The organism is Bradyrhizobium sp. 132, from assembly GCF_023074185.1.
GTDB lineage: Bacteria > Pseudomonadota > Alphaproteobacteria > Rhizobiales > Xanthobacteraceae > Bradyrhizobium.
On record NZ_JADPKY010000041.1, the window covers coordinates 12,495 to 25,480 of the forward strand.

14 protein-coding genes are annotated in these 12,986 nt (G+C 63.6%); 7 read left to right on the forward strand and 7 right to left on the reverse strand.

Annotation, left to right across the window (positions count from 1 at the left end):
* Positions 1–3 precede the first annotated feature (3 nt).
* The 7 genes from IVA74_RS07180 to IVA74_RS07210 all read right to left on the reverse strand — a co-directional run bounded on the left by IVA74_RS07180 (position 4) and on the right by IVA74_RS07210 (position 7,173).
* Positions 4–963: a transketolase C-terminal domain-containing protein gene (locus IVA74_RS07180; RefSeq protein ID WP_247341122.1), complete on the reverse strand. Its 960-nt coding sequence runs from the start codon at positions 961–963 to the stop codon at positions 4–6.
* A 10-nt stretch (positions 964–973) separates the two neighbouring features.
* Positions 974–1,822 (reverse strand): transketolase, encoded by an 849-nt coding sequence (locus tag IVA74_RS07185; protein WP_247341125.1) that lies wholly within the window; start codon positions 1,820–1,822, stop codon positions 974–976.
* On the reverse strand, positions 1,819–2,880 hold the full coding sequence (locus IVA74_RS07190) for an aminoglycoside phosphotransferase family protein (protein ID WP_249817199.1): 1,062 nt from the start codon (positions 2,878–2,880) through the stop codon (positions 1,819–1,821). Before IVA74_RS07190 ends, IVA74_RS07185 begins: the two co-directional genes overlap by 4 nt.
* Positions 2,844–3,455, reverse strand: a complete 612-nt coding sequence (locus tag IVA74_RS07195; RefSeq protein WP_247341129.1) for an HAD family hydrolase — start codon at positions 3,453–3,455, stop codon at positions 2,844–2,846. The genes IVA74_RS07190 and IVA74_RS07195 overlap by 37 nt, the downstream gene beginning before the upstream one ends.
* A gap of 5 nt (positions 3,456–3,460) precedes the next feature.
* Complete coding sequence (locus tag IVA74_RS07200) at positions 3,461–4,462, reverse strand: SDR family oxidoreductase (protein WP_247341131.1); 1,002 nt, start codon at positions 4,460–4,462, stop codon at positions 3,461–3,463.
* Between the two features lie 28 nt (positions 4,463–4,490).
* The gene (locus IVA74_RS07205) at positions 4,491–6,062 is read right to left on the reverse strand and encodes a PfkB family carbohydrate kinase (RefSeq protein WP_247341133.1); all 1,572 of its coding nucleotides are present in this window, start codon (positions 6,060–6,062) and stop codon (positions 4,491–4,493) included.
* Positions 6,063–6,144: 82 nt separating this feature from the next.
* Positions 6,145–7,173, reverse strand: a complete 1,029-nt coding sequence (locus IVA74_RS07210; RefSeq protein ID WP_247341135.1) for an SDR family oxidoreductase — start codon at positions 7,171–7,173, stop codon at positions 6,145–6,147.
* Positions 7,174–7,334: 161 nt separating this feature from the next.
* Here IVA74_RS07210 and IVA74_RS07215 point away from each other — a divergent pair, with 161 nt between their 5' ends.
* From IVA74_RS07215 to IVA74_RS07245, 7 genes are all read left to right on the forward strand, one after another.
* On the forward strand, positions 7,335–7,922 hold the full coding sequence (locus IVA74_RS07215; protein WP_247341137.1) for an SIS domain-containing protein: 588 nt from the start codon (positions 7,335–7,337) through the stop codon (positions 7,920–7,922).
* A 187-nt stretch (positions 7,923–8,109) separates the two neighbouring features.
* Positions 8,110–9,378 carry a class I SAM-dependent methyltransferase gene (locus IVA74_RS07220; RefSeq protein WP_256467553.1) on the forward strand — a complete coding sequence of 423 codons (1,269 nt, stop codon included), beginning with the start codon at positions 8,110–8,112 and terminating at the stop codon, positions 9,376–9,378.
* A 377-nt stretch (positions 9,379–9,755) separates the two neighbouring features.
* Positions 9,756–9,947: a preprotein translocase subunit SecE gene (secE, locus tag IVA74_RS07225; protein WP_045008229.1), complete on the forward strand. Its 192-nt coding sequence runs from the start codon at positions 9,756–9,758 to the stop codon at positions 9,945–9,947.
* Positions 9,947–10,501, forward strand: coding sequence for a transcription termination/antitermination protein NusG (gene nusG, locus IVA74_RS07230; protein WP_247341142.1), 555 nt, complete (start codon positions 9,947–9,949; stop codon positions 10,499–10,501). The genes secE and nusG overlap by 1 nt, the downstream gene beginning before the upstream one ends.
* Positions 10,502–10,631: 130 nt before the next feature.
* Positions 10,632–11,060, forward strand: coding sequence for a 50S ribosomal protein L11 (gene rplK / locus IVA74_RS07235; RefSeq protein ID WP_045008228.1), 429 nt, complete (start codon positions 10,632–10,634; stop codon positions 11,058–11,060).
* A 6-nt stretch (positions 11,061–11,066) separates the two neighbouring features.
* Complete coding sequence (gene rplA / locus IVA74_RS07240; RefSeq protein ID WP_247341144.1) at positions 11,067–11,759, forward strand: 50S ribosomal protein L1; 693 nt, start codon at positions 11,067–11,069, stop codon at positions 11,757–11,759.
* An 89-nt stretch (positions 11,760–11,848) separates the two neighbouring features.
* Complete coding sequence (locus IVA74_RS07245) at positions 11,849–12,796, forward strand: 2-hydroxyacid dehydrogenase (protein ID WP_247341147.1); 948 nt, start codon at positions 11,849–11,851, stop codon at positions 12,794–12,796.
* The last annotated feature ends 190 nt before the right edge of the window (positions 12,797–12,986 follow it).

Genomic DNA, 12,986 nt, shown 5'->3' on the forward strand with positions numbered 1-12,986 from the left:
CCGTCAGGTGGAATGAAGTTGAGGAGAGGAGGTGTGCGAGGCGGCGAGCGCGCGCTCGATCGAGGTCGCAATGGCGCCGGCGGAAAGTCCGTGCTTCTTCAGCAGCGAGTCCTGCGATCCGTAATTGTGCATGAAACGATCCGGCAGCGACAGCCGAAGCATCGCGGGCAGGCCGAAGCCGAGCTTGTCGATCAGCGCCTCCGCGACCGCGCTGCCGAGGCCGCCGGAGGGCACGTGCTCCTCCAGCGTCGCCACCAGCTTGGTGCCCCGGATTGATTGCAGCAGCGCCTCGGTGTCGAGCGGCTTGACCGTGTGCATGTGCAGGATGCCGGCGCGAATGCCCTGGGCGGCCAGCAGGTCGGCCGCGGCGAGTGCGCGCTGGAGCATGATGCCCGTCGTGACCATGACGACGTCGCCCGGTGGCCGCATCAGGATGGCCTTGCCGATCTCAAAGCCGTGCTCGGCCTTCGAGACGACGGCGTCGCCACCCTTGCCGAGCCGGATGTAGATCGGCCCGGTCCAGTCGAGCGTCTGCTCCATCAGCCGCGCCGCCTCGTCGGCGTCGCACGGGCAGACCACTGTCATGTTCGGCAGCGCCCGCATGATGGCGATGTCCTCGATCGCCTGGTGGGTGGGGCCGAGCGGCGCATAGACCAGCCCGCCGCCATTGGCGATCAGCCGCACCGGCAGATTGTGCAGGCAGAGATCGACGGCGACCTGCTCGTAGCAGCGGCGGGTGAGGAATGTCGCGATGGTGTTGACGTAGGGCACGAAGCCTTCCATCGCGAGACCGGCCGACATGCCGATGATGTGCGCTTCCGAAATGCCTTCGATCAGGTGGCGCTTGGGAAACTCCTTGCTCATCGCGCGCAAGGTGCCCGCGCCGGGATCGGAGCCGATGTAGAGCACACGCTCGTCGCGCGTGGCGAGCTTGTGGACCATGTTCATCGCGGTATTGCGCATGGGAAGCCGATCAAAAATCGCCGACAGCGACGCGGATGGCGCCGAGCTCGCTGTCGGTCAGCTTGTTCTTGTGATGCCAATCGGCGTTGGATTCCGCGGCCGGCAGACCCTTGCCCTTGACCGTATGACAGATGACCGCGGTGGGTTTTCCCGGAACGGCCGGTACCTGCTTCAGGACAGCGCGCAGGGCACCGACGTCGTGGCCGTTGAGCTCCTGCACCGCAAAGCCGAAGCTGCGCCATTTGTCCGCGAGTGGCTCCAGCGGCAGGACATAGTCGGTGGGGCCGTAGCTCTGCAGCTTGTTGTAGTCGATCAGCGCGACCAGATTGTCGAGCCCGTGCTTGGCCGCGCCCATTGCAGCCTCCCACACCGAGCCCTCGTTGATCTCGCCGTCGCCGAGCAGAACGAAGGTGCGGTAGCTGCGCTCGCGCATGCGTGCGGCAAGCGCAAGGCCGACACCGATCGACAGGCCGTGTCCAAGTGCGCCGGTCGACGCCTCGACGCCCGGCACCATTCCGTATTCGGGATGTCCGCCCAAAATGCTGTCGGGGCCGCAGAAGCCGTCGAGCTCCGACAGGGGAAAGAAGCCGCGATCGGCCAGCAGCGCATAGAGCGCCAGACACCCGTGCCCCTTGCTGAGGATCGCGCGGTCGCGGGCCGGATCGCGCGGGTTGTTCGGATCGATCCGCAGCACGTCGTCGTAGAGTACGCGGACCATTTCGATCAGCGACAATGCCGGACCGACATGTCCGCGTCCCGCGGAGCGGACAGAACCGAGGACCAGTCGGCGCAGATAAAGGCTACGCTCGTCCAGCGTGCAGGTGAGGGCGGCTTCAGCGTGGGGCGAGATCTGGGTCACTTCGGTAAATCTGTTGGGCTAATCGTCTGGTGAAGCCGGCGGGCTTTGTCGAGCTGACCGGCGAGGCGGATCGTAACATCGCCACCTTGTGCAGCCATTGCGCGCCGGGAGCGGCTGTCCGGCAAATAGGCGTTCAGGACAATCAGGCACCAGATTCCCTTGAACACAGGATACAGTACGTCACGGCGGATCGCAAACGCGTCATCGCCCGCCTCGAAGGCGCGCGACAGCCGTTTGACCAAGCGATTCGCGCTCGCCTCCGGCAGGTCGCTGCCGGGGTGAATGGCGGTGTCGGACACGAGCTTGACCGGATCGTCCCAGCCGAAATATTCGAAGTCGATGAATCGCAAGCACCCGCCTTCGGCGCGCAACGCGTTGTGCAGTCCGAAATCGGACGGACTTAGCGCGCGATGGTTGGGCGCAAGGTCCGCTGCGGGATCCCGGCCCAGTTCGGCGTAGCGCCGGCGGAGCTGCCGAATCGCGACGTCAGTGCTGGGAACCAGGCTGCCTTCGATGAACGCGCGCAGGTCGGGATGATCATCCGAGACCCGCCGCAGTCCGTCCAGGCGCTGCTCGTACTGGGCGATGGCTGCCTCGGGCGAAAAGATGCTGGCTGAGGCGTTGCGCAAATTTTGCGCGCCTTCGGCGGCGCGCAGTTTCTGCAACGCTATCAGGAAATCGGCGAGTTGGTCGGCGTCGTCGCCCTGCGGGCGCAGCACCGCCGCCTCGCCGTCGAACCATTGGTACAGCGCGCAGAGCGCATCCGCGTCCTTTGCGACCGGCCGCGGTGTCGACATGATGCCGTGGCGCGACAGAAACGAGAGCGCGGCATATTCCTGTCCCAGGCGATCGCGTCCGTCGGACGGATAATGCTTAAGGGCAAGGGGCGGTCCCTCCGCCATCTCCAGCCGAAACACCCTGTTGTTGCCGCCGGACCGTGCCGGCTGGGCGGCCGCGACTCGCGCACCGGCCAGGCGGCTGCCGATCGCGATCGCAACCGGCGCGGTTATGTCGGTCTCGCTCATGCCGCAAGCACCTCGCGGCGAATATCGGCCCATGTCGCGATCGGCTTGCACTGTTCGGGGTGGGGGGGCTGCGACCGCGTGAACAGAATCGATCGCGTGGCCTTGGGAAAATGCGGTTGCTCGAAGACGTCGACGAGATCGTCGATGAAGACGTCGAGCCCCAGGCCCGCGATTCTCTCAACCTTGGCGGCCAGTGTATCCTCGAAATAGACGTCGCCGACGGCCAGCGCCGAATCCGCAGCGTCGATCAGGCCGGCTCGTCGTAGCCAGCTGCGCGCGGCGTCACGCAGGTCGGTGCGGTCGGGGTCCTGATGACCGAATCGAGTCTTGTGGCTGACGATGGAGACCTTGGAACCGGCCTGCTTGCACGCTGACAAAAATTCCCGCACCCCCGGATAGATTTCGGCGCTGCCAATGCCCTTGCCGTAGACGAAGCCTTGCAGCCCTTGCCAGGCCAACTCGCCGCCCGCGCGGGAGCGGAGATGGTCCCGCACGTCGGTCTTCAGCCCCTCCCACCCCTCCGGCACCAGCCCACGCTGACTTGCGACGGCGGCAAAGACCTTGTCGTAGCAGATGATCGTGTTGTCGAAATCGATGCCGATCCGCACGCCGCTCACTTCAGGCTGATGTTCTGCATCATCTTGATGTTGAAGTACCGGGGGTCGTTGAGCGAGTTCGGCAGGCGGCCGCCCTTGAAGGCGTTGACAAGGCCGGACACGGCCTGCTCGATCGTGTGGGTCGGCGCAAAGCCGAGCTCGCGGCGGATCTTCTCCGAAGAGACGTGGTAGGAGCGGAGATCGTCGGTCGGCTCAACGGCGACGTCGACATTGCTGCCGACCACCGACTTGACGATGTCGGCGATCTTCATCAGCGAGTGGTTCTCGTAGCCGATATTGTAGGTCTTGCCGTCGATCTTCGCGTCGTCCTGCTGGAGCAGGAACAGATAGGCCGCGGACATGTCCTCGATGTGCAGATTGGGCCGGCGCTGCGTTCCCCCGAACACGCGGATGCGGCCGGTGTTGACCGCGAGATTGGTCAGGATGTTGACGACGACGTCGAGCCGCTGCCGCGGTGCGTAGCCGCAGACGGTGGCGGGACGAACCGTGCAGGCGACGAACCCGGACGCCGCCTCGTCGGCGAGGTCGGTCTCGCACATCGCCTTGAACTTCGAATAGTCCGTGAGCGGCTCGCAGGACAGGTCCTCGGTCACCTCGGCCTCGTCCTTGATGCCGTAGACGCTGGACGAGGAGGCGTAGATGAAGCGCTTGATGCCCGCCTTCTTGGCGGCGCGCACCATCGGCCGGAAGCAGTCGTAATTGATGGATTTTCCGAGCCCCGGATCCAGCTCGAACGACGGATCGTTGGAGATGCAGGCGAGGTGGATCACGGCGTCGTTGCCGCGCAGGGCCTCGTTGATCGCGGCTTCATCGCGGATGTCGCCCTTGATCAGGCGCAGATTTGGATTGTTGCGGACGGCATCGAAGACATCGTCGCCATACATGAACAGGTCGAGCACGGTGACCTTGTGGCCCGCGGCGAGCAAGTGGGGAACCAGCACGCTGCCGACATAGCCGGCGCCACCGGTGACCATCACATTCCATTCTTGACCAATCACTGTCGTTCTCCAGTATTTGCCGTTCGCGCTACTTCAACAACGCAGTGACGAACTTGACCAGCGGCACCTTTTCGACCGAGCTGCGGTGGCCGACGATCCCGACCTTGATCGCGCCGGCCGCGTTGCCGATGAAGGCGACGTCCTCGATATTGCCGCCGGCGGCGACCAGCGGCGCGGTGATCGTCAGGAAGGCGTCCCCCGCGCCGACGGTGTCGACGACGGTCTTGGTGAAGGCAGGAACGCGCGCGACGCCGGTTTTCGAAGAGAACGGGTAGCAACCGAAGGAGCCGTGCGTGATAATCATGTTGTCGCAGTCGATCTTGCCGTGCAGGCCGGCCGCGATCACGGATGCGATGTCGCTGAACTTGTCGGTTGCCGCCAGACGCGCCTCCGGCGCGTCGATGCAGATGTAATCAGCACGCGGATATCTCGTGATCAGGTTGTAGCCGTGATTGCCGCTGTTGCTCTGGGCATTGACCGCCAGGAACTTGGAGTTCGCAATCAGGGCGTCGATCGTGCTCGAGGCGATCATGCCGTGACCGAAATCGGTGACGATCACCACGTCGGCGCCGCGCACGCGCTCCGTCGTGATACGGTCGATCTCCTTCCGATCGGCCTCGTCGAGCGGCGTGTCGTCCATGGTGTAGACTTCGAACAGCTTGTGCAGATATCCCAGCTCGACGAACCGCGATTTGCGGGTCGTCGGACGGCCCTGAATGCGAATCGGCGTCAGCGTGACGTTCGGGCGGACATGTGCGCGGATGAACTCTTCAGGGTAGTCGTTGCCGCCCAGCGTCGTGACGATCTCCACCGATTTGCAGAAGCTCGCGACATGGTTCGCCGCGGCGATGACGCCGCCGGCAAATTGCTCGCCGTTCTTGAACAGCGTGGCGACGATGTTTTCCTTCGAAGCCTTTCCGAGCGCCGTGACGTACTGGTATTCGTCGATGATGGTGTCGCCGACCAGCACGACGTGCATGTCCTGCACCTTGTCGATCAGCTTCAGCAGACGGTCGGCGCCGCCACCTTCACGGACCTTTTGCAGGTAGTCGCGGAGTGGAGGATCGTAGATGTCGAAATACCGGTTCACCAGCGACGAGGAGCTGAAGGTCACGTCGCGCGTGAACACGATGCGTCCGCCGTGACGCTCGACGGCGTCGCGCTCGGTCCGGATCTTGCCGGTCACGTCGTCTTCGGGGTTCTCGTAGTCGGACCCCTTCACATAGATGTCCGGCCGCACCGTGTCGAGAATCGGCTCGGCGCTGGAGGTGTGATTGATGCCGACCCAATCGACGTTCGCGAGCGAGGCCAGCATCTCGGCCCGCATGTTTTCGGGGAAGATCGGCCGCCCCGGCCCCTTGTTGACGTGACGGTCGGCGGTGATCGTCACCATGACGACGTCGCCTTCGTTGTGCGCGGCCTGGATATGCCTGATGTGGCCGAGATGCACGAGGTCGAAGACGCCGTGGCAGAGTGCGACCTTCCGGCCCTGCGCTTGCGCAGATCGCGCGATCTCGCCGAGTTCCTCGATTGTCTTGATCTTTTCGTGCGCCGCCAGTTGGGCGGTTGACGCGGGATTGTCGGTCGGAAGATTGCCCATGTGATAACCCAAAGCGCCGGCCGACCTCAGTCGGCCGGCCCGGAATTGATCGATTCGCGGCAACGATATCCGGCGAACCTGTTCACTGGCTTGCCTTCTGCGGCGTGCCGGACGCGGCGTCGCTGTCGTCACCGAGATACTTGAACCAGTCCTTGGTCGCGTCCGCGATCTTGTCCACCGTCCACAGCGGCGCGTCCTTGTACTGATCCATCGACTTCAGCATCGTCGCGACGCCGTCCTCGAATTTCACCTTCGGCGTCCATTTCAGGATCCGCTTGATCTTGGTGATGTCGGCATGGGTGCACTCGGGTTCGCCGGGACGCTTGGGAATGTGGACCTTGTCGCCGCCGAGAAGTTCGACCAGCCGGTTGACGCTGTAGGTGTTGTCGGAGCCGACGTTGAAAACTTCGTTCGAGACCTCGGAGCGCGCGGCGGTCACGAAGGCGTCGGCGACATCGCTGACGAAGGTGAAGTCGCGGGTCTGCTCGCCATCGCCGACCACCGTGAAGGGCTTGCCGGCGAGTTTCTGCGCCATGAACACGCCGAACACGGCGCCGTAGGTGCCCGTGGTGCGATGGCGCGGCCCGTAGACGTTGAACAGGCGCAGCGCGACCGCGGGCAATTTGTAGACCTGGCACCAGTGCATGACGCACTGCTCGCCGAGATTCTTGGTGAGCGCATAGGGATACATCGGCCGGATCTCGGCGCTCTCCGGCGTCGGATAGGCGTCGGGAATTCCGTAGCAAGACGACGACGCGGCATAAACGAAGCGGCTGACGCCCGCCTGCCGTGCAGCCTCGAGAACGTTGACCGTGCCGTCGACATTGGCGCGATGATACGGGATCGGGGACTCGATCGAGGGAACGATGTCGGCCAGCGCGGCGAGATGGAAGACCCAGTCGATGCCGTCGAAATGCGGCTTGATCGATTCGAGTTCGGTGACGTCGGCCCGCACAATCTTCAGTCGACTCGAATCGGCGCGCGAGGCGAGATTTTCGGGGCGTCCGATCACGAAATTATCGAGCGCGATGACCTTGTGCCCGTCGTCGAGGAGACGATCGACGAGGTGACTGCCGATGAAGCCCGCGCCACCGGTAACGATGCATTTCATGGGAACATCCGTGATGCGAATGCCCAGCGAAACAGGCTCGCCAATGTTAAGTGGAGTCGGAAACCGAATCGGCTGCTAGTACACTCGGCAGGTATTATACCTTTGCAATCGCTGGTGATAGCCGGTATCAGGGCGTCATGTCGCCGTCGAGCCGCGAGCCCATGCCTGCCGAGTCCGTCGATCCCGATCACAAGGCTTTCCTCGACGATTATGTGGCGCGCCTCCATCGCGCGACTGCGGTTGACGACGGGGTTTTCGCCAGGATTTCCGCTACCCGCGCCACCTGGTTGCGCGCGCGAGAGCAGGGCAGTCGCATCATCTTCATCGGCAATGGCGGCTCGGCCGGCATCGCTTCGCATCTCGCTATCGATCTGGCGAAGAACGCATCAGTGCCCGCACTCTGCTTCAGCGATGCCAGCATGATGTCGTGCCTTGCCAATGATTACGGTTTCGAGGATTGGCTCGCGCATGCGGTGCGGCTGAGCGCTCGCGCCGGCGATTGCCTCGTCGCGATCAGCTCGTCGGGGCGCTCGAAGAACATCCTCAATGCGGTCGCGCAGGCGCGGACGATGAAGCTCGACGTGATCACGCTGTCGGGCATGAATGCGGACAATCCGCTGCGCAATCTCGGCGACGTCGATTTTTACGTCGATAGCCGCAGCTACAACATCGTCGAGACCACGCACCAGTTCTGGATGATGGCCGCGATCGACCTCGTCATCGGTCGCGCGGAATATCCGGCATCCTGAGGCGGGAATTCGATGCAGGCGCGATTGAAGCAGGCGGCCTATTTTCGGTGAAGCTGCTGCTGTTGATCGCCGTGCCGGTGTACATTGGGCGCGCCACCCTTGACTCTCTTGACCAATGCCGTCGATCTGATCTTCACAGGGTGAGATTGCCTCACCCGCCCGCACGTCTCCGTTTTCCGGTCCTACGATGAAAAACCTGTTCTACGTCCGTCATACCTGCCGCCTCTGTCATTCGGACAAGCAAGAGCTGGTCGTCCCGATGGCAGGCATGCCCATCGGCACGCCGAACTTCCAGGTGCCGAACGCCAGCGTCGACGATCCCGTCTTTCGCGCCGCTGTGCCGATGGCGCTGCACCTGTGCGCAGACTGCGGCCATCTCCAAATTCTCCATGTCGGCAATCCCGAGATCCAGTACCGCAACTACGTTTACACCACCTCGCTCTCGCTCGGCCTGCGGGAGCATTTCGCGGGCTATGCCAACGACGTCGTCAGCCGTTTCGCCATCGCGCCGGGCTCGCTGGTCGTCGAACTCGGCAGCAATGACGGATCGCTGCTCGGCTTCTTTAGGGAGCGCGGCATGCGGGTGCTGGGTGTCGATCCCGCCGTCGACATCGCACGGCGGGCGACGGAAGCGGGGATCGAGACCATCGGCGATTTCTTCACCGATGCCATCGGTCATCGCATTCTACAAAGCCACGGTGTGGCGAGCGTCGTGATCGCCAACAACATGATCGCCAATGTCGACAATCTTGATCCGCTGGTGATCGGGGTCCGCGACGTGCTGGCGCCGGACGGGCTGTTCGTTTTCGAAACGCAGTACGGCGTCGACGTCACTGAGAAGAACCTCCTCGACACCGTCTATCACGAGCATCTGTCGTATTTTAACATCAAGCCGCTGACGCGCTTCTTCGCGCGGCTCGGCATGGAAGTGATCGACGTCCAGCACATCGAGACCAAGGGCGGCTCTATCCGCGTGACGGTGCAGCGTGCCGGCGGCCCGAAGAAGCCTTCCGCGGAGGTCGCGCGCTTCATCGGCGAGGAAGACCGGCTCGGCGTCGACCAGCCCACCTACTATGTGCCCTATGCGCGGAGGATCGCCGCCATCCGCGACGAGTTGGTCGCGATGGCCGATGCCGCCCATGCGCGCGGTCAACTCGTGGCCGGCTACGGCGTGTCTGTCGGTACCACGACCCTGCTGCCGCAGTTCGGCCTGGAGACGAAGATTGACTTCCTGGTGGACGACGACCCCAAGAAGGGGAACGTGATGGCCGGCCCGGGCTACGACATCCCGATCCTGTCGCCCGCCGCCCTTTACGAGCGCAAGCCGGCATTCGTCGTCGTTTTCGCCTGGCGCTACGTGGATCCGATCCGGGCCAAGCATGCCCGCTATTTCGCCGATGGCGGAAAGTTCGTTGTGCCGTTGCCGGGCATCTCGACGATCGATCGGGCCGATTGACCGCCCCAGGTCGCTAGAAGGGGTCCCAGGAGAGGGGGACCCAGGGTGTCGTTCTGCAAAGAACCGGCGGAGGGCATGGGACCGCGCTTTGCAGGCGGCCGATAAGCCCTTGATCGGCATGGTCTCTGCTCGGTCGCCCGCGGAGGCCGGTTTACCCGCTGGCACCCTCTCGATCTTGACCTTTGCTCCCATCCGCAGTAGATACCGCCCACTCGCAGCCGGCCCGTTAGACGCGGATCTCCGGCGCGGCTTTGAAATCCCCGAACAATCGAGCCCGGATTCCGGCTCATCCTTCGAGACAGAGGGCTGGGCCAACGGCGGCTGTTCGGATCCCTGAAATTCATTCGCGTCTGTCGACGGACGTTGGACATCAAACGATGGCAGTCAGCCCGTTCAAGTTCTTGCAGGAAGTGCGCTCGGAGACCGCCAAGGTCACCTGGCCGACCCGCCGTGAGACGACCATCACCACCATCATGGTGTTCGTCATGGTCGCCGTGGCCTCGATCTTCTTCTTCGCCGCCGACCAGGTCATCCGTTACCTCATCACCTTCCTTCTGGGCATCCACTGATGGCAACAGCAACGGCTCAATTGTCTGACAAGCGCTGGTACATCGTCCACGCCTATTCGAACTTCGAGAAGAAGGTCGCCGAATCGATCCGCGAGCAGGCCAAGCAGCGTGGGCTCGAGGAGCTGTTCGAGCTGGTGCTGGTTCCGACCGAGAAGGTCACGGAAGTGCGCCGCGGCCGCAAGATCGACGCCGAGCGCAAGTTCTTTCCGGGCTACGTGCTGGTGAAGATGAAGCTGACCGACGAGGCGTTTCATCTGATCAAGAACACGCCGAAGGTGACCGGCTTCCTCGGCGCGGAAAACAAGCCGATGCCGATCTCGGAAGCCGAGGCCATGCGCATCCTGCACCAGGTGCAGGAGGGCGTGGAACGGCCGAAGGCGTCGGTGTCGTTCGAGATCGGCGAGAACGTGCGCGTGGCCGACGGCCCGTTCGCCTCGTTCTCGGGTGTCGTCGAGGAAATCGACGAGGCGCGCTCGCGCGTGAAGGTCGCGGTGTCGATCTTCGGCCGCGCCACGCCGGTCGAACTGGAATTCGGTCAGGTCGAGAAGATCTGATCGGGTAGGCGTGAGACTTCGGTCTCACGCAACAAGAGGCCGTGGGAGGGAGAGGGCGGTTGCCAGCCGCATCCGACCCAGACCACGAACCTGAAACCGCCGGTCCAGGCCGGCCCAACAGGAGTGATACATGGCAAAGAAAGTGACCGGATACCTGAAGCTTCAGGTCCCGGCCGGTGCGGCGAATCCTTCGCCCCCGATCGGTCCCGCGCTCGGTCAGCGCGGTCTCAACATTATGGAGTTCTGCAAGGCGTTCAACGCCCAGACCCAGAAGGAAGAGAAGAACACCCCCATCCCGGTGGTCATCACCATCTATGCGGACCGTTCCTTCACCTTCGAGATGAAGACGCCGCCGATGTCCTTCTTCCTCAAACAGGCTGCCAAGATCCAGTCCGGCTCGAAGGCGCCGGGCCGCGACAAGGCCGGCGCGGTGACCAAGGCGCAAGTGCGCGAGATCGCCGAGAAGAAGATGAAGGATCTCAATTGCGATACCATCGAATCGGCCATGAAGATGGTCGAGGGCTCTGCCCGCTCGATGGGTCTGGAAGTGGCAGGGTAAGCGGTCATGGCAATCGGAAAGCGTTTGAACAAAGCCCGCGAAGGTGTTGATCGCGAAAAGCTTTACCCGCTCGCGGACGCCATCAAGATGGTCAAGGAACGCGCGAAAGCGAAGTTCGACGAGACCATCGAGGTCGCGATCAATCTCGGCGTCGATCCGCGTCACGCCGACCAGATGGTCCGCGGCGTCGTGACCCTGCCGAACGGCACCGGCCGTACGCTCCGCGTCGGCGTGTTCGCCCGCGGCGCCAAGGCTGATGAAGCCAAGGCTGCGGGTGCCGACGTCGTCGGCGCCGAAGACCTGGTCGAAAAGGTGCAGAACGGCACGATCGATTTCGATCGTTGTATCGCGACCCCCGACATGATGCCGCTGGTCGGCCGTCTCGGTAAGGTGCTGGGCCCGCGCGGCCTGATGCCGAACCCGAAGATCGGCACCGTGACCATGGACGTCACTGGCGCGGTGAAGGGTGCCAAGGGCGGCTCGGTCGAGTTCCGTGTCGAGAAGGCCGGCATCCTGCAGGCCGGCGTCGGCAAGGCCTCGTTCTCCGAGGAGAAACTGGTCGAGAACATCAAGGCCCTGGCTGACGCTGTCTCCAAGGCCAAGCCGGCTGGTTCCAAGGGCACCTACATCCAGCGCGTTGCGGTGTCCTCGTCGATGGGCCCGGGCGTGAAGGTCGAGCCGGCCACCATTCTCGGCTAGGGTTTGTAAATGCATGAGGCGAGGGGCGGAATCGGGCAACCGATTCCGCCCCTCGTTGTTTGTGACGGTGTTCACTGGAAACAAGAACAATGACTGACAAGGTCCTGATCTATTCGCGTTTTCCCAAAACGATGATGGCGCGCTTCGCCGAGCGGTTCGAGCTGCTCGACACCGGCGGCAAGCCCGCGCGCGAGGTGTTTTCGGCCGACGAGCTCGGTGGCATCCGCGCGGTGCTCACCGCGGGCGGCACGCCGCTCGGCGCGGAGGCGATGGACCTGTTTCCAAAGCTCGGCACCATCGTCTGCTACGGCACCGGCTATGACGGCGTCGATCTGAAGGCCGCCGCCGCGCGCAACATTGCGGTCGGCCACAGCCCCGGCGCCAATGCGGCCTCGGTCGCCGATATCGCGATGACCTTGATGCTGGCGACGACGCGACGGATCCTGGTTGCCGACCAATATGTCCGCAGCGGCGATTGGGCTGCCTCAAAGCAGTCGCCGATGATGCGCCCGCAGGCCGGCATGCCCGGCCGCCGCATCGGCGTCTACGGCATGGGCGAGATCGGCCGCAAGATCGCGGCGCGCTGCGCCGCCTTCGAGAGCGAAATCGGCTATTTCAGCCGCAGCAAACACGATCTGCCCTATCAATATTTCCCGACGCTGGAGGCGCTCGCCGACTGGAGCAGCGTGCTGATGATCGCCGTCCGGGCAGGGGCCGAGACCCAGCACGCCGTCAGCGCCGATATCCTCAAGCGGCTCGGGGCGGACGGCTACGTCGTCAACATCTCCCGCGGCTCGGTGATCGACGAGACTGCCCTGGTGACGGCTCTCACCGAGACGACCATCGCCGGCGCGGGTCTCGACGTCTACGACAAGGAACCGCACGCGCCCGACGCGCTGACGGCGCTGCCCAATGTGGTGTTCGCCCCCCATATCGGCGGCCATACCCTCGAATCGCATGTTGCCATGCAGAGCTGCGTGCTGGCGAACCTGACCGCGTTTTTCGAGGGCAAGCCGCTGCCTTATGGGGTCAAATGAGCCTGAATCGGCCCTTGTCGGCCCGGGTCAAGCGCCAGCGGCAACGGATTGGAACTGGTGTGAATTTTGCTCTTGGCAAGCCGGCCCTGAGCGGTTAAAGAACCGCTTCCGGACGTACCGGCCTTGGCTGGCGCGTTCGTGCACGCATTCCGAAAAACCCGATACGACAGGAGATCATTCCTTTTCAGGA

Coding starts and splice junctions, on each gene's coding strand:
- IVA74_RS07180 (WP_247341122.1), bottom strand. CDS start 963: ATGCGCAATACCGCGATGAACATGGTCCACAAGCTCGCCACGCGCGAC.
- IVA74_RS07190 (WP_249817199.1), bottom strand. CDS start 2,880: ATGGGCCGATATTCGCCGCGAGGTGCTTGCGGCATGAGCGAGACCGAC.
- IVA74_RS07205 (WP_247341133.1), bottom strand. CDS start 6,062: ATGGGCAATCTTCCGACCGACAATCCCGCGTCAACCGCCCAACTGGCG.
- IVA74_RS07210 (WP_247341135.1), bottom strand. CDS start 7,173: ATGAAATGCATCGTTACCGGTGGCGCGGGCTTCATCGGCAGTCACCTC.
- IVA74_RS07215 (WP_247341137.1), top strand. CDS start 7,335: ATGCCTGCCGAGTCCGTCGATCCCGATCACAAGGCTTTCCTCGACGAT.
- IVA74_RS07220 (WP_256467553.1), top strand. CDS start 8,110: ATGAAAAACCTGTTCTACGTCCGTCATACCTGCCGCCTCTGTCATTCG.
- secE (WP_045008229.1), top strand. CDS start 9,756: ATGGCAGTCAGCCCGTTCAAGTTCTTGCAGGAAGTGCGCTCGGAGACC.
- nusG (WP_247341142.1), top strand. CDS start 9,947: ATGGCAACAGCAACGGCTCAATTGTCTGACAAGCGCTGGTACATCGTC.
- rplK (WP_045008228.1), top strand. CDS start 10,632: ATGGCAAAGAAAGTGACCGGATACCTGAAGCTTCAGGTCCCGGCCGGT.
- rplA (WP_247341144.1), top strand. CDS start 11,067: ATGGCAATCGGAAAGCGTTTGAACAAAGCCCGCGAAGGTGTTGATCGC.
- IVA74_RS07245 (WP_247341147.1), top strand. CDS start 11,849: ATGACTGACAAGGTCCTGATCTATTCGCGTTTTCCCAAAACGATGATG.